Source organism: Rhodospirillales bacterium RIFCSPLOWO2_02_FULL_58_16, from assembly GCA_001830425.1.
GTDB lineage: Bacteria > Pseudomonadota > Alphaproteobacteria > Rhodospirillales > 2-02-FULL-58-16 > 2-02-FULL-58-16.
Window position 1 is genome coordinate 94,021 of record MIAA01000052.1, and the last position, 17,728, is coordinate 111,748.

Here is a 17,728-nt window from a genome sequence, read left to right on the forward strand (position 1 = left end):
AGTTGTCGTTGTCCGGCCCGCCGATGAAATCATCAACCCCGGTCGTGGCGTCGGTCGAGGTGGCGTACTGGGTCGTCGGCGGCTGATCGGGAATCGGCTCGCCGCCGCCGCCGTAAGGATCATAATAAGTCGGTTCGCTGTCGGGATTATAGTTCGGATCAAAAAAACCACCGGCGAAAGGATCGCCGAACATGCCGCCGAAGGGATCGCCGAAGGGATCGCCGAACATGCCGCCGAAGGGATCGCCGAACATGCCGCCGAAGGGATCGCCGAAACCAAGGCCTAAATCAGGGCCGAAAACAGGGCCAAAAACGGGACCGAGGTCACCTGGGCCACCTGGGCCGCCGGGGCCACCGAGGCCACCGGCATCATTCATGCTTTCGGCGCTACCTTGCTCAGCGTCCTTAATTCCCTGATCAGCGCCTTGCTTGGCGTTCTCGATTTCCTGGTTATTGGCCTCGCCGCCCAGCATGACGGCAAGGTTAGCAATGTCGCCGCCCAACATGGCGGCGAGTTCGGCAAGGCCACCGCCCAACATGGCGGCGAGGCCGACGGCGGCGCCGCCGTAGGAATTATAGGTCGCATTGAAGCCGATGCCGCTGATGCCTCCGCCACCGCCGAATCCGCCTTCAGGACCGGGACCACCGGGACCGCCAAGGCCTTCCGGTCCGCCGGGATCGCCGAAGCTGGGGCCGCCGAAGCCGGTGAAACCGGGACCGGGGCCAGAGCCGCTGCCAAAGCTACCCTCGCCGAGGCTGACGCCCTCGCCCGGAACGCCAAATCCACCTTCAGGACCTCCCGGTCCTCCCGGTCCTCCCGGTCCGCCGGGACCGCCTTCCCTGGCCGCTAATTCGTTACCGGGGCCGCCCGGACCTTCGGGTCCGCCCGGCCCGCCTGGGCCGCCGGGTCCACCGGGACCGCCTTCCCTGGCCGCTAATTCGTTACCGGGGCCACCCGGACCTTCGGGGCCGCCGGGACCGCCGAGACCGCCTTCTTTGCCGGCCTCGCCTTCCTTGGCCGCAAGTTCACCCTTGGCCTCGCCTTCCTTGGCTGCAAGCTCGCCCTTGGCTTCGCCCTCGCCTTTAGCCTCGCCTTCCTTGGCCGAAAGTTCGCCCTTGGCCTCGCCTTCCTTGCCGGCCTCGCCCTCGCCTTTAGCCTCGCCCTCTTTGGCGGCTTCGCCCTCGCCCTTGGCCTCGCCTTCTTTAGCAACCTCGCCTTCCTTGGCCGCTTCCTCCTTGGCGGCTTCCTCCTTGGCCGCTTCCTCCTTGGCTATCACCGCCTGTTGTTCGACGTGAGCCTGGACGACCTGCTGGTGAAAAGCCTCCGGCAGGTGCTGGGCGGCGTTGGGCAGGGCCTGCATGGCGCTGCCGAAACTGACGCCGATGGCCTGCACCGACATGGTGAAGGGCAGGGGCGGCGGCGCGGCGAAACTGGTGACGTTGATCGCCTGGAAAGGCTGGTTGATGGTCTGGGTGCCGCCGCCGGTGGTGATCGTCATCTCGCCGGAGAAGCCGCCCTTTTCTTCCATCAGGGCGGCGGTGGTGTGGCCTTCCTTGTTGACGTTCAGGCCGCCCGCCGAGCCGCGAATGCCGATGGTCGCCGTCGGCGTGGTGACCATCATGCCCTCGGAGGAGGTTTTGGCGATCTGGCCGCTGACAAAGGTGAAAGCGCCCTGCACCAGCGAGACCGATGACGATCCCGTCTGCTTGACCGGGTCATAGACCATCTCGTCCAGCGTCATGCGCCCGCTCTCGCCCATCGAGAACACGCTCTCATCGATGAAGACGATGCCGACGGCGCCCTTGGCCCCGGATTCCAGTATGTCTCCCTGAAAAACGGCGTCGCCCTGATGCAGGGCGACCCTGGTCCCGTCGGCGCGGGTGACATCGACCTTGCCGAGAACCGTGTCGATGCGGCCGATAGGCTCGGCGGCGGATTGCGTCGCCGCTCCGGCCTGGGCGTACTGTCCGGGGGCCGTCGGCCCCGCCAGTTTCATCACCATCTCCGGCGAAACGACGGCGCCGGCGGCGGTGCGCAGGGCGGGCGGATGTTGCTGGGTGAAAAAGTCGCGGACCAGCACCTGCTCGCCGTTATCGCCCTTTAACAGCAGATCGGGGCCGGAGCGCACGAAGTCGGCGCCGAGCAGCCACGACGCGCCGGGGATATCGACAAACCCGCCGCCCGAACCTTCCACGATCCGGGGCGCCGGCGAATCCTGATCGCTATTGCCGGCAAGGGCGTCAAACATGCGAAAATCTCCACGGATGCTTATCGTCGGGCATTGTACCAAATTTCAGGCCGATAGTCGATGCTGATTATCGAAGGGGGAATTATCGGCCTGTGTATTTTGACCACAGAGGCACAGAGGCGCAGAGAAGACAAGCGCGTCAGGATTGATCAGGGTCACCCGCGTTACGCCTTGGCGTCATTGCGACCGTGAGAGCGTCAGCGACGCGGGAAGCAATCCAGTGGCCGATGGCGCTCTCTGGATTGCTTCGTCTTGCTTCGTCGCTCCGCTTCTCGCAATCCTCGCAAAGACGATAAGGCATGGCCCACAGCGGTTTTGAGCGATTCCAATCAATCCTGACGCGCCAAGTGAAGCTTTCTTCCTGCTTTTTCTCTATTTTCCTCTGTGTCTCTGAGCCTCTGTGGTCCATAAAACAGCGTTTCTTTCGGTCAATGCGTCGGGCGTTAGAGGGGTATTATCCCTATCCCCTTGCGGGTGAGGGGCTAATTGTCGATAACGTCGGCTTCGAGCATTCCCATGGCGTTGAGGAGGGTGAAGGCCTGGACCGATACTCCGGTTCGGAAATCCTCGGCGGCGATAAGGGCGTTGATGAGCGCCTTTTCACCCTGAAGCACGTTGATCAGATCGGTATTGCCGAGTTGCAGGTCCTTGCGCGAAAGGACCAGAAATTCGCTGGCGATATTGGCCTCGTTTTCCTTGTTGGCGACCACTTCCTTGATCGTCACCAGCATGTCCCAGGCCGACCTGACCTTCTCCTCGATTCTGGTGCGGGCGTCGCCATAGGTGTTTTCCGAAGACATCTGGGTCTGTTCCGAAGCGCGCAGCGTATTGATGGCGGTCAGGCCCATGTTGAACGATCTTTTCAATTCGACCTTGTAAAGGTATTCCTGCTTCGATCCGGCGGTGCCGCCGATATCGTTCTTCCATTTGGCGTCAACGGAAGCCTTCAGCGTCGGAAAGATTTCATCGGCGAATGTCTTCTTGACGTTCTCGCGGGCGAGTTCGGAGGTCAACTGCGTGGCGACCAGCTCGGGATTGTTGCGCAAGGCGGTTTCAATCGCCTGATCCAGCGTTTCGGGAATCAGTTCGGTCGGAATGCGCGGATTGACCAGGGTTTCCAGATTGGCGGGAACTTTTTCAAAAACCGCCCGGTAGCGGTTAAGGGCGATCTTCAGTCCGCCTTCCCTTTCGACGCGGGTGGCGATCGCCCCGTCCAGTTCGCGCACGGCCTGCAACTTGTTCATCGCCATGCCGGAGCCGCGTTTCACCAGCGCATCCTCGATCTCGGTCTGCTTCTTCAGGCTGGCTTCGGATTGTCTGGCGTACTCAAGAACTTTCAGGGCGGTGGTCAGCGCCAGATGGGCGTTGATGCCTTCCAGAATCAGCGCCTGACGGGTCACGTCCTCGATGTACTTCTTTTGCTCATGGGTAAGGACGGCGCTGTCGATCACCGCGTTGTTGGAGCCGAAATCCCACAGCGTCTGGGCGACATTCAGGCCGACTTCCTTGGGGTGGATGTTGGTGTCTTCCACCCCCTGCCCTTTTCTCTGCTCTTCGTAGCCGAGGTTGGCGGTCATCCCCAATGTCGGATACCAGTTGCCTCTGGCCACCCGGATGCGCTCCTTGGCCGCCGCCGTGTCCAGGTCCGCCGCCTTGATCCGCTTGTGAACCTTCACCAGATCGTTCAGGGCGTCCCTTAACGAATCCGCTCTGGCGCTCCCCGGATAAAAATCAAGCGCAACGGCCAGGAACAGGCACAGAACAGCCTTCCCGAAAAACCGTCGCACGGCGATTTCAGAAATCATCATGGGCGTCAATTCATTTCCCCTTGGTTATAACCAGCTATAACCAGCTATCCCTAGCCATAATCTTCATACTCAGCCACAAAATATGCATCTTGCCCGGAAATGCGCCTCACGAATCTAATAACACGCCGCGCCATGCCTTGCAACCGGTTAAGTCACAAAATAATTGATGAACCAGGCGAGTTCGTCTTCCGTAAGCGGATAATCGCCGTCTTCGGCCTTGATCATCGACCTCGGCTGGATGCGGGCGATCTTCGTTTGCAGGGCCAGCGCCGCCTTCATGCTCAGCCCCGCCTTCCAGGCCAGCGCCGTCACCGCCTTGCCGCTGCCCGAATCCAGCATTTCCTTGACCGTTTTCGACTTGATCCCGGACATCAACGCCAAAGCGTGATGGATAAAGACAACATCCTTGTCGGCGATGGCCTTGACTATGCCTTTTTCATCAAGCTTTCCCTGCGCGAACATCTCAGCGGCCCGTTCGCCGGCGCTCTGGCCGGGGGCTTTCTCGGCGAAATCGCCGGCGTCGATGCGCCGCCGCGCCGCCTGACGCAAACCGGAGGCCATGTCTTCGTCCAATCCGCTCCGTTGGATGAGAATCTCCACCAGTGAGGAACTGACGAAGCCGGCGATGCGGCGAATCACCCCGAGCGGCAGGTTCTCGCGGTTCACCATCGGCTTGTGCAGTTCCACTGCGGATACGGCGACGGAGGCGACGGCATTCATCGTTTTTTCATTGATTGCGGCGGTTTTGTTTTCAAGCAGTATTCCGGTCGCCTGCACGTCGCGGGTCTTGACGATGGCGTTCGTCACATTTTCCATCAGGCCGTCGCGGCGCGAAAGGGCGCATAAAGCCTCCTTGCTTACGCCGCCGGCGATAATCATAAGCAGGTCCTGCGCGCTCAGCAGCGGCGAATACTCAAGCACGGGCGCCGAGACGATCGCCTCTACGTCACGGGCCAGTTTCAGGACTATGTGTTCGGGCACGTTGCTTGCCGACTTTATCTCCTCGGAAATAATGGCCCGGACCTGCGGCAGTTGATCCCGGGCCAGCGTTTCCAGCACCCCGATGGCCATCTCGATCAGGCGTTCCTGCTCTTTTCCGCTGAAAGAGGGGACAAGCCGCCCGATCTTGCGGGCCAGCTCGCAACGGACCTCGGCATCCTGGTCCGTGGAGAGAATCTGGTCGGCCTGAAGCGGCGTGCCTTTGTTTTGCGCGACTTCCCTGCGCACCTGCGGCGCTTCATCGGCGGCGAAGAAATACAAAAGCTCCGGGTAAAGGTCATCGTGGGCGGCCAACGCCTGCCGTTCGGCGACGCCTCCTTCGGCGGCGATTTCCTTGGCTTCGTCGTAAGCGGGACGCTTGCCCGCCTTTTTCTTTCCCTTGTTGCCCAGCACCCAATCAAACATCTTGCCCTGCCCTTCGGCTTTTTGCGCCCCTACAGGATACACCTGATCGCTTGCAAGTTTATCACATAGCGTGATTTAACTTTCCGTAAACCCGGCATAAGCCTATAAAATCCGGCAGGATTTATAGAATTCAGGCGATGGATTGCTTTCATGCCAACCAAGGCTCTGGTCACCATAGTTATCGGCGACTCCTATACAAGATTATGGGAGCAGGTGATGGCGGAGACATGGCGGGAGTACGCCCGCAGGCACGGATATGAAATCATCGTCATCGACAAACTTATCGACGGCTCCGACAGGGGGCGCGGACGCCATATCAACTGGCAGAAATGTCTGATCCTTGAACACGAGGAAGTGCGAAACTTCGATGACGTGGTCTGGATCGACGCCGACGTCAAGATCAACTTCCATACCGCGCCGTGCATAGTCGGACACAATAACTCCGACCTGATCGGGGTGGTAAGCAATAAAGAATCCTATTACGACGTTCCGGCGACAGGCGACAACCTGATGGTCCGCCACCGCTCGCTCGACTCTTCCGTGCAACAATGCCGAAGCATTCAGGACCTTTACGCCAAGGCGGGCCTTGACGCCGGCGTGGATGACGCCGCCAACACCGGCGTTATTGTCTTAAAGCCGAAACGGCACGCCGCTATTTTGCGTCACGTTTATGATAATTTTGAGGAGAACAGGTACACCATGAAAGAGGAGCTTCCTCTTTCCAGCTATTTTTTCAAAAACAAGCTGGTCAACACTCTGGACAAGAGATTCAACTGGCCCTGGGTCTATCACCTTATCGAGCATTATCCCTTCCTGTTGATCAAGGATATCCGCAACGATCTTTGCCTGGTCAGCGAATGCGTCAATGCCGCATGGTCTAATTCCTGGTTCCTGCATTTTACCGGGGACACCCTTGACGGCGAGCAGTCATTAAGGGAACACGCGAGACTGGTGATCCAGAAGTATACCGGGTTAAACGCCTACGCCTCGTTGTGGAGCATCTTTGCCGGGAACCAGTCCGGCTGAATCATGACCGATAAATTACAAAACGACCCTCCGACGGCGCCCGACCTTATGGGCGGTTTCATGCTCAACGGCAAAGGCGGCGGCAACCTGTGGAGCACCGAGATACAAAGCGCTCTCCGCGAAACTTCCGACGCAGGATCGCATAACGCCTACCTTTCCCATGAATGCAGGATGGAAAATCTTCCGTTTTCGTCCGGTTATCTCGGGGGGGGGGAGACCATTTTCCAAAGAAACAAGCCGTGGGAGTTCCTCTTGTACGTCGCCGGCGGCAAAACCCGGCAGCTTTGCGTAGTCGATGTCGAACTGGTTCCGGATCACGACATCGCCCGTCAACCTGTTCCGGACATGCTTTTGCCCATAAATATTGATCTTACGGGCAACGTCGACAGCGAACCGTTCTGCGCCGACAGGCGCATTGAATATATGCCCCACGAAACAGCGCTTTCCGCATTGCGAAAAAACCGGTTGCGGATCCGTGAAGTTTTTCTCCATGTTTCGTGGAGCGCGGAGAATGCAAAATTCGATCTTTTTTGTCCGTGTCGATATATCAATTTCCCTCCCCTTGAACAGACGAACGATTTTTACATTCAGCCGATTTCCGGCTATGTGCTTTACCCGCTTTGTCCTGATCGATACCTGCCGGCCTATGTGGCATGCGCCGTAAACGCCGACGGAAAGCAGATCATTGAGTTCTGTTGCAAAAGATACCGGAGCATCCACGGGTGGATAAAAAATTACGGCGGGGAGATGGCGGACAAAAACGAAGGATTGGCTTCGTTGCCGGTTTTTGTCTCTCAGTTCGACGGCATGATCAAGGTCGACGGCGTATTTAAAATTTACACATATTTGTAGGCAACCCGCTCATTCCGGTCCCCTGACCGGAAGATAGCAGGTTATGACGGTTCCCTTGGCGGGGGTTGATTTCATTTCCACACGACCGCCGTGCAGTTCAATGAAGCGTTTGACCAGCGACAGGCCCATGCCCGAGCCTTGGCCCGGCTGGGGGGTGGAGCCGCGTTCAAAGGCGGCGAACACCCGGTCCTGATCGGCCTTGGCAATGCCGACGCCGGTATCGGCCACTTTCAGCACGACTTCTTTGTCATTGCGGGATGCCTCCACCCTGACCGCGCCGTGCATCGGGGTGAAGGTTACGGCATTGGACAGCAGGTTGAACATTACCTGTTTGATGCGTTTTTCGTCGGCGACTACCCAGCCGATATCGGCCGGGCAGTCAAACTCCACCTTCAGGTTCTTGTGACGCGCCCGCTCACGGATCAGTCCCAGCACCGAGACCAGCATCGGGTGTACATCCACCGTATCCGGGTCTAGGGCCATCTTGCCGGCCTCGATGGTGGCCAGATCAAGAATATCGCTGATGATCGTCATCAGTCCGCGTGAAGCCGTCAGAATGCCGTGGTTGTATTCCTTCTGGCGGGCGTTCAACTCGCCGAAGTATCCCTCGCCCAGGATCTCGGCGAAGCCGATCAGGGTGGTGAGCGGCGTACGCAGCTCGTAGGAGACATTGGCGATAAACTCGGACTTCAGGCGGTCGGCTTCCAGCAGCGCGTCGGCGCGTTGACGCAGCGCCTGCTCGACGCGGGCGCTGTCGCTTATATCCAGGTAACTCAGCAGCACTGCGCCGTCGGGCAACGGAACGACGGCATGGACCAGGGTCGAACCGTCGTTGCGCGTCAGCCGCCCGGTTTTTGTTTCGCGGCTCATCAGCCGCCCGACCACGCGCTCCTTGTGTGACGGCCAGTCTTCGATATCGGTCAGTAATGGGCGCATCGCCTCGACGAAGCAGGATATGTGCGTCCCGACCTCCAGATCGCCGGCGTTCAGGTTCCACAGCTTGGCGAAAACCGGATTACTTAACCGCAACCGTCCGTCGCTGCCGAAGACGGCGAGTCCTTCGTACAAATGGTCCAGCGTCTCGCGCTGCACGGCGGCAAGGTTGTTGAAAGAACGCTCTAAATCCAGGCGGTCGGAGACATCTTCGTAAGAGAACACCAATCCGCCCTGGGAATGGGGGCCGACAACGGCGCGCACAGTGGTCCCGTCGGGAAGATGCATCAGCGTTTCGGTCGACTCGCCTTTATTATTGAACAGGGCGAGGCGCTCTTCCTTGAAGGCGCGGAAGTCAGCGACCTCGGGCAGCCTTCGCAACTCGCGCAGCCGGTCCATGATTCCGCCCAGGCTCGGGTTAGTATCCAGCCATTTGGGGTCAAGGCCCCACAGTTCCGCATAGGCCGCGTTGAAGAACTTGAGCCGGGCGTCCTCGCCGAAAATGGCGATGGCGGTGGTCAGGTTTTTCAGCACCTGATCACGGGCGGCGTCATGGCGGGCGAATTCGCCTTCCATCTTTTCGATCGCCGTGCGGTCAACGGCGAAACCGGCCGTGCCTTCCCATCCCTCCAGAGGAATCTCGGTGACCTCGAACAAGCGCGGCGTTTCGCCGACGGTGAGCAGATGACGCTCCGACTCTCCTTTTCCCTCCCTTTTGACCCGCATCGCCATATCCTTGACCGGCCCGGTGACATCGACGGCGGAGCAGGCGATGTTGGCGATGACCACCTCCATGGAGGCATCGCGCAGCCAGACCGGAAACGGCAGAACGTCAATCAGGGATTTCAGGGGGCCGGTCCTGACGCCGGACATTCGGTTCGGCGCGTTGAGCGTATCGGCGGGAGCGTCGGCGTAGCGCATCCACAGCAGATCGGCCAGGGGGCTTCCGTCGGCGCGTCCGGCGCGCACGCCGAGCACATGCACCCGGCGCAGGGCGTCGCGCACCGTCAACAACAATTCAAAACTGTTTCCTTCCCGACGCAGCTTATTGACCGCCCCTTCCAGCGCGGCGGCGGACTCGTCCTCAAAGCGGGCGATAATATCGGCGTAGCCGGAATTGGCGCCTTCGGGCAGGTCGAGCAGAACCGCCATCCGCCGCGAACAGCTCACCTTGCCGCCGGCGTGATCCCACAGGAAAAGGCCGTCGGGAGCGGCGGCCAGGATTTCATGCAGCACCTCGGCGATGGTCGAAAGATGCCTTAGCCGGCTCTTGGCCGCTTTCCGTCTTCGCCACATCCACGCCGCCAAAGGCGCGGCGCCGCCGACGACGCCGACGGCGAAGGCAAGAAGCGGATTTATGGCGGACAACATCTGCACCGTAGAACACTAATAGTTCAAGGGCGCCCGAACAAGAGCGCCCTTGCCGAATCACTCCCGCCTACGGATCAGTATCTGTAATAGTCGGGTTTGTAGGGGCCTTGAACGGGAACGCTGATGTAATCAGCCTGCTTCTTGGTCAGGGTAGTCAACCGGGCGTTCAGCTTGCCCAAGTGCAGTCTGGCTACCTTTTCATCCAGATGCTTGGGCAGAACGTAGACCTTGTTTTCGTAGTCGCCGGAATTTTTCCACAGTTCGATCTGCGCCAGCACCTGATTGGTGAACGAAGCGCTCATGATGAAGCTGGGATGGCCGGTGGCGCAGCCGAGATTGACCAGACGGCCTTCGGCCAGAACCAGCAGACGCTTGCCGTCGGGAAATTCGACTTCATCGACCTGGGGCTTGACGTTGTGCCACTTGTAATTCCGCAAGGCGCCTATCTGAATTTCGGAATCAAAGTGACCGATGTTGCAGACGATGGCCCTGTCTTTCATTTCGCGCATATGGTCGATGGTGATGACGTCGATGTTGCCGGTGGTGGTGACGAAGATGTCGCCGGACGCCGCCGCTTCTTCCATGGTGGCCACTTCGTAGCCCTCCATGCACGCCTGAAGGGCGCAGATGGGGTCAATCTCGGTGACCAGCACCCGCGCTCCCTGGTTACGCAAGGACGCCGCCGAGCCTTTGCCCACGTCGCCATAGCCGCAAACCACGGCGGTCTTGCCGGCGATCATCACGTCGGTGGCGCGCTTGATGCCGTCCACCAGACTTTCGCGGCAGCCGTAAAGGTTATCAAACTTGGACTTGGTAACCGAATCGTTGACGTTGATCGCCGGCACCTTGAGGGCGCCCGCTTTCTCCATCTCATACAGGCGGTGAACGCCGGTGGTGGTTTCTTCCGACAGGCCGCGCACGTCATTCAAAAGCTCGGGATATTTATCGTGCATCAACTTGGTCAGATCGCCGCCGTCGTCCAGGATCATATTGGGCAGCCAGCCTTTCGGCCCCTTGATCGTTTTTTCGATGCACTGCCAGAATTCCTCCTCGGTCTCGCCTTTCCAGGCAAAGACGGGGATGTTCCTGGCGGCGACGGCCGCCGCCGCATGGTCCTGGGTAGAGAAGATGTTGCACGAACTCCACCGCACCTCGGCGCCGAGATCAACCAGGGTATCGATAAGCACCGCCGTCTGGATGGTCATGTGCAGACAGCCGACAATCCGCGCCCCTTTCAGCGGATTTTTGCCGGCGAATTCCTTGCGCAGCGCCATAAGGCCCGGCATCTCGGTCTCGGCGATGGCGATTTCCTTGTTGCCCCAGTCGGCGCCGGCGATGTCGGCGACCTTGTAATCGTCAAAATTCATCTTGAATTCTCCGGTAATTTTTGCGGCGCCTGCGTACTTTGCACACAATTACAGGGGGTCTTATCAGTCAATCGTCCGGGTTTCAAGCCAGGGAGTTAAAATCGTCAAGCAATGTGGCGATGCGACCGGCGTCCGCCTGATCCATGATGATGCGGGCGCGATGCTCGGCGGCGACCATATCCAGAGAGCGGACGCGCTGTTTGACCTTGGGGATATTGGAGGCGGTCATCGACAACTCGTGCAATCCCAGCCCCAGAAGAAGCGCCGTGTAGCGGGGGTCGCCGGCAATCTCGCCGCAGATGCTGACCGGGATACCGGCGCGCAGGCCGGCCTCGGCTGAAAACTGGATCAGGCGCAGAACCGCCGGATGCAAAGGGTTGAACAGCTTCGCCACCATCTCGTCGCTGCGGTCGATGGCCAGGGTATACATGGTGAGATCATTCGAGCCGACGGCGAAAAAGTCACAGGCCTGGGCCAAGGCGTCCGCCGACAGCGCGGCGCCCGGCACTTCGATCATGACCCCCAGCGGCGGTAGCGGGTCGGCGATGGCGACGCCCCGGCGTTTTAATCTGGCGGCCATTCGGAGCAACAGATCACGGGCATAACGCACTTCGGAAACGGTTGAGACCATGGGCAATAAAATCCTAACCTGCCCATGGGCGCCGGCGCGCAGGATGGCTTTGATCTGTGTCTCGAAAAGATCAGGGCGGGCGAGAGACAGGCGGATGCCGCGCAAGCCCAGAGCCGAGGTTACGCTCTCTCCGAACTCGCTTACCAGGCCCTTGGCGATTTTATCGCCGCCGATATCAAGGGTGCGGATGGTCACCGGACGCCCTTTCATCGGCTCGACCAATTCGCGCAGATTATGGTACTGTTCTTCCTCGCCGGGGAAATCGTCGCGGTTCATAAACATGAATTCACTGCGCAACAGCCCGATTCCGGCGGCGTTGACCTGATTGACCATGTTAATTTGCAAGGGCAATTCGACATTGGCCAGCAGTGTCACTTTAGCGCCGTCGCGTGTGACGGACGGCTGTTTGCGCAGGCCGGACAGACGGCGCGTCTCATCCGACAATTCGGCGCGGCGGCGCTCATAAGCGGCCAGCGTATCGGGCTTCGGGTTGACGATGACCTTTCCGGTTTCACCGTCAACGATAATTCTGTCTCCCGACTTTACCCCCGTCAGCAAACTGGAAGCGGCCATCACCGCCGGAAGTTCGAGCGCTCGCGCCATGATCGCGGAATGGCCCTCGGGACCGCCCAGCAGGGTCGCTATGCCGAACACTCTTTTGGGGTCCAGTTGGGCGGCATCGGCGGGGGTTAATTCCTCGCTGATGATAATGGCGCCCTTGGGCATAAGCGATACGGGCTTTAACGGCTCTTCCATCAGGCTGCGCAGCAGGCGGTTGGCGACTTCGCGGATATCATCAAGGCGGGCCGACATATAGCTGTCATCCATGGCGGCGAAGCTCTTGGAAATTTCGGTGATTTCCGCCTGGATGGCGGCCTCGGCGTTGATGTGACCCTCGGAGATGCGGCGCAGGGCGCCGCGAATCAGGCGCGAATCCTTGAGCATGTGCAAATAGGCGTCAAACAGATTGCCCATCTCCTCAAACGCTTCGGCGTGAAGGGCTTTGGTTTTGGCGCGCAAGCGGCCGACCTGATGACGCGCCTTTTTCGCCGCCGTCTGGAGGCGTCCGCATTCGTTTTCCACTTCACCGGCAAGAATGCAATACTCCGGCACGGTGGCGATTCCGCTTTCGCGGACATGGGCAATGCCGATGCCGACCCCCGGCGAGACGCCCAATCCCTTGAAAATCAGTTCCTTGCTCAACTGCTTATTCCTCTTCAAACTTGTCATCGACCATGTTCCGTATGGCCTCCAGGGCTTTGGCGGCATGGGGGCCGCTGACGGAGATTATGATTTCGCTGCCGACCCCCGCCGCCAGCATCATCAATCCCATGATCGACAGCCCCGAAACGGTCTGCCCTCCCTTGCTCACCGATATTTCGGCGTCAAAGGAGCCGGACAACTTGACGAACTTGGCGGCGGCGCGGGCATGAAGTCCCCGCTGGTTGCGAATGGTCATGGCGCAATTCAGCGTCAGGGGACTGCAATCGGCGTCATCAAGGGCCTTCGCCTTCATTTTTTATCCTGGGCCAGCAGTTGAGAAGCGATGTTGATATACTTGCGACCGGCTTCCTGGGCGCTGAGCGCGGCCTCGATCAGGGTTTCCGTCTTGCGCACGCCGGCCAGCTTGATCAGCATCGGCAAATTAACGCCGGCGATTACCTCGACAACGGCCTTCTCCATGACCGATATGGAAAGGTTGGACGGCGTGCCGCCGAACATATCGGTCAGCAACACCACGCCTTTGCCGGCATCGGTTCTGGCGACGCATTCCAGGATGTCGGCGCGGCGTTTTTCCATATCGTCATCGGGACCGATACACACGGTGGCGATGTTGGTCTGCGGCCCGACTACATGCTCCAGCGCCGATACCAGTTCCTCGGCTAAACGACCGTGGGTTACAAGCACCATTCCGATCATGACTTCCCATTCCTCTTATTCAATTTTTTTTATTGTTTTTAATTGTTGGCTCTATCCAAGTCTCTGTGCCGCAACTGAAGAGGCCGTTTATGGCTTTCCAGCCATGCCGCCAGTTTTTCGGCGACGAAAACCGAACGATGCCGACCGCCGGTGCATCCCACGGCAATGGTGAGGTAGCTCTTTCCCTCGGCCACATAGCGGGGCAGCAGCGCCGCCAGAAGATTGGTCAAGGCTTCAAAAAAAGCTTCGAATCCCTTATCGCAGGCGATGTATTCGGCAACCTCGCAGTTCTTCCCCGTCAATTCTCTGAGGCGGGGATCATAGTGGGGATTGGCGAGAAAGCGAACATCGAAAACAAGATCGGCCTCGCGGGGCAATCCCCGGCGGTACGAGAACGAAGTGACGAAGACGGTAAGTTTCTGTTCATCATCCAGGCTGAAATGCCCTTGCAGGATGCGTTTAAGGTCTCCCGGCCCAAGGCCCGTGGTGTCAAGCACGACGTCGGCGCGATCACGCAATCCCGATACCAGCTTGCGTTCGTGCTGAATGCCGTCGCTGACCGGGCGGTCGAGCGCCAGAGGGTGACGGTGACGGGTTTCGGCATAGCGCCGCCGCAACTCGTCGTCATCGCAATCCATGAACAGGACTTTGACTTCGGCTCCGCTCTCGGCGACCAAATGATCCAGTTCCTTGAGAAAAGCCTCGACGCCGAAATCACGGGTGCGAATATCGGCGCCGATGGCGATAGGGCGCCTTACCCGTTGGACCGGCGTCACCAGACTGCTCAACAGGAACAGGGGAATATTGTCCACAGCTTCATAGCCGATGTCTTCCAGTGTCTTCAGGGCCGATGTTTTGCCGGCGCCCGACATGCCGGTCACCAGCAGCACATGCGTTGCCGTCTCTTCATTTATGTCTAAATGCCCGTTCATTCGATAAGCTTTATGGTTCCGCCGGCGATGCCGGCGGCCAGACGAATCTTGACCACCGTTGACTCCTCGAACGCCGAGAACCTGAACAGAGGAAGGGAAATCCCAAGATATTCACAGGTCTCGGGATCGGGCAGCCGCTCCACCCCGGCCGCCGGAACAAGATCAACGACCAGACGCAGCGTACATTCAACGGCGCACTCCAGGCGAATCAGGCCGATGCCCCGCACCTCCATCATGCCGGCGATGGCTTCAGGAGCAGAAGCCGCCAGGCAACCGTCCCTCTTTTTTATTTCGGTGTAATCATCGGCAACCAGCCGCGCCCCGCCGCCGATAAGGCGAAGCGCTAGGTCCGACTTGCCTGAGCCGGGAACCCCGCGCAGCAGAACCCCGGCCCCCCCGACCTCGACACATGTTGCATGAACTTTAATCATAGCGCCTGAGCGTGAAGCCGGGAGAGGCGAGAGTCAATACTATCTGGAAGCCGGCAGCAACGCCGGCGTCGATGCGGCCGGCTTGTCGTAGCTGTCGGGGTGGGGGCCGCAGTAGTTGACCAATCTTTTCTCGTCGCGGTGGTAGGGGGTGCTGAAGCACTGCACGGCGCCGATGGATTGGTAGCAGTACAGGGGTTTGCATTCGGCAACCCTATGTTCGCAGGCGCCGAGAAAAAAGATGGCGGCGGTCAAAATCAAAGGCTTGTGCATCAAACTTAACTCCCATTCCGGTGTTGCCTATTAGCCGGCAAGTTTAACGCTCTTTTCCGACATCGATCACGATCCGCCCGCGCACTTCGCCGTGGAGTATTTTGCCGCCCAGTTCGGCAACCTGGGCAAGAGAGGCTATAGAAGTAATGGTTTTCAGTTTATCCAAAGGCAGGTCGGAAGCCAGACGACTCCATATCTTTACTCTATGCGCGAAGGGGCAGGCGGAGGAATCCATGCCCAGCAGGTTAACGCCGCGCAGCAGGAAGGGGATCACCGTGGTCTCCAGCTTCGCTCCGGCGACCAGCCCCACCGAGGCGCAGCTTGCCCGCGCCTCAAGGGTCGCCAGCACATGGGCCAAAGTCGAGCCGCCGACGCTGTCGACGGCTCCGGCCCAGCGTGTTTTGCCCAATGGTCCCTTGGGCGGAATTTCAAGCTCGGCGCGCTCAACGATGACATGAGCGCCCAGTTCGCGCAGATAGTCGTGGTTATCGGCGCGTCCGGTGGCGGCGGCGACGCGATAGCCGAGAGCCGACAGCAGGGCGACGGCGATGCTCCCCACTCCGCCGCCGGCGCCGGTAACCAACACTTCTCCGCCGTTGCCGGGCTTAAGTCCATGGTCTTCCAGCGCCATCACCGCCATCATGGCGGTGAAGCCGGCGGTGCCGATGGCCATTGATTGCTCCAGGCTGAGGCCTGAAGGCAGGGAGACCAGCCACTCGGCCTTGACCTTGACTCTGGTGGAGTAACCGCCCCAGTAAGCCTCGCCTACCCGCCAACCGGTAAGCATCACCTTGTCTCCGGGCTTGAAGCAAGGCGAGCCGGAAGATTCGACGACGCCGGCCAGATCGATGCCGGGTACATGAGGATAAGAATTGACCAGCCCGCCCAGCCCGTTCAGCACCATGCCGTCCTTATAGTTCAGCGACGAATAAGCCACTGCCACGCTGACTTCATGATCGGGCAGGGCGTCGTCGTTTAGGGTCTTGATAGATGATCGGACCTTGCCGCCGTCTTCTTCCAGCACCAGGGCGGTAAAGCTGCCGGGGGCGGGCATTACAGGCATTCAAGAAAGCGGATGGCGGCGCCCTGAGGCTCGCCCAGCAGTTCGCCGTCGCGCATGACTACGTTGCCGCGCACCACGGTGACGATGGGCCAGCCGGTGACTTTCAGCCCGTCGAACGGCGACCAGCCGCAGCGGCTGGCGATCCACATGTTGGAGATGCGGTTCTTGGCCTTAGGGTCGATGATGGTGAAATCGGCGTCGTAGCCGAGAGCGATGCGCCCTTTGCCGGCGATGCCGAAGATGCGCGCCGGTCCGGCGCTGGTCAGGTCAACGAAACGCTCCAGGCTGAGATTGCCGAGGGCGACATGGCTGAGCATCAACGGCACCAGGGTCTGCACGCCGGGCATGCCGGACGGGCTTTGCGGATAGGGCTTGGCCTTCTCCTCCAGCGTATGAGGGGCGTGGTCGGAGCCGATACAGTCCACCAACCCGCCTTTTACCGAGGCCCACAAGACATCTTTGTGCTCGATGCCGCGAATCGGCGGGTTCATCTGGGCCAGGGTTCCGAGCAGATCGTAACATTCAGGCGCGGACAGGCTCAGGTGCTGGGGCGTCACTTCAACGGTGGCGATGTCGTGGTGGTTGCGCAACAGCGTCATTTCCTGGGCGCTGCTGACATGCAACACATGGACCCGGCGGTTGACGCCACGGGCCAGCTTGAGCAGGCGGGCGACGGCCAGCGCCGCCGTAGTTTCGTCGCGCCAGATGGGATGGGAGTGAACGCCGATGCTCTCGTCGATGAATTTTTTGCGTATTTCCAGAGACTCCTCGTCCTCGCAGTGGACGGCGCAGCGCCTGGAGCCGGAGGCCAGCGCCTGGGCCAGGGTCTTGTCGTCCTTGATCAGCAGGCTGCCGGTGGAACTGCCCATAAATATCTTGACGCCGGCGCACCCCGGCAGGCGTTCCAGTTCGGGCAGTTTTTCAATATTATCCTCGCAGGCTCCTACATAGAAAGCCATGTCGCACCAGGCCCGGTTCTTGGCGCGGCGGCACTTGTCGGCCAGCGCCTCGGCGGTGGTGGTGGGCGGGTTGGTGTTGGGCATCTCGAAGACGGCGGTCACCCCGCCCAGGGCGGCGGCGGCGCTGCCTGTGGAGATGTCTTCCTTATGCTCCCCGCCAGGTTCGCGGAAATGGACCTGGGTGTCGATAACGCCGGGCAACACCACCAGACCGGAGACATCCAGCTCCTGCCTGCTGCTTTCATTCGCCAGGTTGCCTATGGCGGTGATCCGTCCGTTCTGTACGCCGATATCGGCGCCGATTCCGCCGCCGGGGGTAATGCAGGCTCCGTGTTTAACGATCAGATCATAGGTTTCAGCCATGTTTATTTGGTATCCCTTGTATGCCGCCTGCGCCGCTCACTTTACTATTACCTGTTTTCCCCGGTTGAAAATAGTCAGTACGCGAATCATCATGGCTTCAGGCGTCTCTTGAATTTACCCGCCGAAATCCCCATTTGAAACGAGAAGGGA

14 protein-coding genes and 1 pseudogene are annotated in these 17,728 nt (G+C 59.7%); 2 read left to right on the top strand and 13 right to left on the bottom strand.

Annotated elements, in window-relative coordinates:
* The 3 genes and pseudogenes from A3H92_12140 to A3H92_12150 form a co-directional block, all read right to left on the bottom strand.
* Window positions 1-2,248: pseudogene (locus A3H92_12140) on the bottom strand (hypothetical protein).
* Window positions 2,249-2,730: 482 nt separating this feature from the next.
* Window positions 2,731-4,056, bottom strand: a complete 1,326-nt coding sequence (locus A3H92_12145) for a hypothetical protein (GenBank protein OHC73299.1) — start codon at window positions 4,054-4,056, stop codon at window positions 2,731-2,733.
* A 147-nt stretch (window positions 4,057-4,203) separates the two neighbouring features.
* Window positions 4,204-5,460: a hypothetical protein gene (locus tag A3H92_12150; GenBank protein OHC73300.1), complete on the bottom strand. Its 1,257-nt coding sequence runs from the start codon at window positions 5,458-5,460 to the stop codon at window positions 4,204-4,206.
* Window positions 5,461-5,610: 150 nt separating this feature from the next.
* Between A3H92_12150 and A3H92_12155 the strand changes: the two genes are divergently transcribed.
* Both A3H92_12155 and A3H92_12160 read left to right on the top strand, forming a co-directional pair.
* Window positions 5,611-6,486: a hypothetical protein gene (locus A3H92_12155; protein OHC73301.1), complete on the top strand. Its 876-nt coding sequence runs from the start codon at window positions 5,611-5,613 to the stop codon at window positions 6,484-6,486.
* Between the two features lie 3 nt (window positions 6,487-6,489).
* Window positions 6,490-7,338 carry a hypothetical protein gene (locus tag A3H92_12160; protein OHC73302.1) on the top strand — a complete coding sequence of 283 codons (849 nt, stop codon included), beginning with the start codon at window positions 6,490-6,492 and terminating at the stop codon, window positions 7,336-7,338.
* 9 nt (window positions 7,339-7,347) lie between these two features.
* Here A3H92_12160 and A3H92_12165 read toward each other — a convergent pair whose 3' ends face one another.
* The 10 genes from A3H92_12165 to A3H92_12210 form a co-directional block, all read right to left on the bottom strand.
* Window positions 7,348-9,642 carry a hypothetical protein gene (locus A3H92_12165; protein ID OHC73303.1) on the bottom strand — a complete coding sequence of 765 codons (2,295 nt, stop codon included), beginning with the start codon at window positions 9,640-9,642 and terminating at the stop codon, window positions 7,348-7,350.
* 74 nt (window positions 9,643-9,716) lie between these two features.
* Window positions 9,717-11,009 carry an adenosylhomocysteinase gene (locus tag A3H92_12170; GenBank protein OHC73304.1) on the bottom strand — a complete coding sequence of 431 codons (1,293 nt, stop codon included), beginning with the start codon at window positions 11,007-11,009 and terminating at the stop codon, window positions 9,717-9,719.
* An 82-nt stretch (window positions 11,010-11,091) separates the two neighbouring features.
* Window positions 11,092-12,870, bottom strand: coding sequence for a phosphoenolpyruvate--protein phosphotransferase (locus A3H92_12175; GenBank protein ID OHC73305.1), 1,779 nt, complete (start codon window positions 12,868-12,870; stop codon window positions 11,092-11,094).
* Window positions 12,848-13,117, bottom strand: a complete 270-nt coding sequence (locus A3H92_12180; protein ID OHC73381.1) for a hypothetical protein — start codon at window positions 13,115-13,117, stop codon at window positions 12,848-12,850. Before A3H92_12180 ends, A3H92_12175 begins: the two co-directional genes overlap by 23 nt.
* Before the next feature lie 35 nt (window positions 13,118-13,152).
* Window positions 13,153-13,560, bottom strand: coding sequence for a PTS fructose transporter subunit IIA (locus A3H92_12185; protein ID OHC73306.1), 408 nt, complete (start codon window positions 13,558-13,560; stop codon window positions 13,153-13,155).
* A 38-nt stretch (window positions 13,561-13,598) separates the two neighbouring features.
* Window positions 13,599-14,492, bottom strand: a complete 894-nt coding sequence (locus tag A3H92_12190; GenBank protein OHC73307.1) for an RNase adaptor protein RapZ — start codon at window positions 14,490-14,492, stop codon at window positions 13,599-13,601.
* Complete coding sequence (locus A3H92_12195; protein ID OHC73308.1) at window positions 14,489-14,923, bottom strand: hypothetical protein; 435 nt, start codon at window positions 14,921-14,923, stop codon at window positions 14,489-14,491. The genes A3H92_12190 and A3H92_12195 overlap by 4 nt, the downstream gene beginning before the upstream one ends.
* A 39-nt stretch (window positions 14,924-14,962) precedes the next feature.
* The gene (locus A3H92_12200) at window positions 14,963-15,193 is read right to left on the bottom strand and encodes a hypothetical protein (GenBank protein ID OHC73309.1); all 231 of its coding nucleotides are present in this window, start codon (window positions 15,191-15,193) and stop codon (window positions 14,963-14,965) included.
* Window positions 15,194-15,236: 43 nt separating this feature from the next.
* On the bottom strand, window positions 15,237-16,247 hold the full coding sequence (locus tag A3H92_12205) for an acryloyl-CoA reductase (protein OHC73310.1): 1,011 nt from the start codon (window positions 16,245-16,247) through the stop codon (window positions 15,237-15,239).
* On the bottom strand, window positions 16,247-17,578 hold the full coding sequence (locus A3H92_12210) for a dihydroorotase (protein ID OHC73311.1): 1,332 nt from the start codon (window positions 17,576-17,578) through the stop codon (window positions 16,247-16,249). The genes A3H92_12205 and A3H92_12210 overlap by 1 nt, the downstream gene beginning before the upstream one ends.
* Between the last annotated feature and the right edge of the window lie 150 nt (window positions 17,579-17,728).

What these genes read in the sequence shown, in the direction of transcription:
- A3H92_12170 (OHC73304.1), bottom strand. Translation starts at nt 11,009, where the DNA reads ATGAATTTTGACGATTACAAGGTCGCCGACATCGCCGGCGCCGACTGG.
- A3H92_12205 (OHC73310.1), bottom strand. Translation starts at nt 16,247, where the DNA reads ATGCCCGCCCCCGGCAGCTTTACCGCCCTGGTGCTGGAAGAAGACGGC.
- A3H92_12165 (OHC73303.1), bottom strand. Translation starts at nt 9,642, where the DNA reads ATGTTGTCCGCCATAAATCCGCTTCTTGCCTTCGCCGTCGGCGTCGTC.
- A3H92_12210 (OHC73311.1), bottom strand. Translation starts at nt 17,578, where the DNA reads ATGGCTGAAACCTATGATCTGATCGTTAAACACGGAGCCTGCATTACC.
- A3H92_12150 (OHC73300.1), bottom strand. Translation starts at nt 5,460, where the DNA reads ATGTTTGATTGGGTGCTGGGCAACAAGGGAAAGAAAAAGGCGGGCAAG.
- A3H92_12185 (OHC73306.1), bottom strand. Translation starts at nt 13,560, where the DNA reads ATGATCGGAATGGTGCTTGTAACCCACGGTCGTTTAGCCGAGGAACTG.
- A3H92_12160 (OHC73302.1), top strand. Translation starts at nt 6,490, where the DNA reads ATGACCGATAAATTACAAAACGACCCTCCGACGGCGCCCGACCTTATG.
- A3H92_12190 (OHC73307.1), bottom strand. Translation starts at nt 14,492, where the DNA reads ATGAACGGGCATTTAGACATAAATGAAGAGACGGCAACGCATGTGCTG.
- A3H92_12195 (OHC73308.1), bottom strand. Translation starts at nt 14,923, where the DNA reads ATGATTAAAGTTCATGCAACATGTGTCGAGGTCGGGGGGGCCGGGGTT.
- A3H92_12155 (OHC73301.1), top strand. Translation starts at nt 5,611, where the DNA reads ATGCCAACCAAGGCTCTGGTCACCATAGTTATCGGCGACTCCTATACA.
- A3H92_12145 (OHC73299.1), bottom strand. Translation starts at nt 4,056, where the DNA reads ATGATGATTTCTGAAATCGCCGTGCGACGGTTTTTCGGGAAGGCTGTT.
- A3H92_12200 (OHC73309.1), bottom strand. Translation starts at nt 15,193, where the DNA reads ATGCACAAGCCTTTGATTTTGACCGCCGCCATCTTTTTTCTCGGCGCC.
- A3H92_12175 (OHC73305.1), bottom strand. Translation starts at nt 12,870, where the DNA reads ATGACAAGTTTGAAGAGGAATAAGCAGTTGAGCAAGGAACTGATTTTC.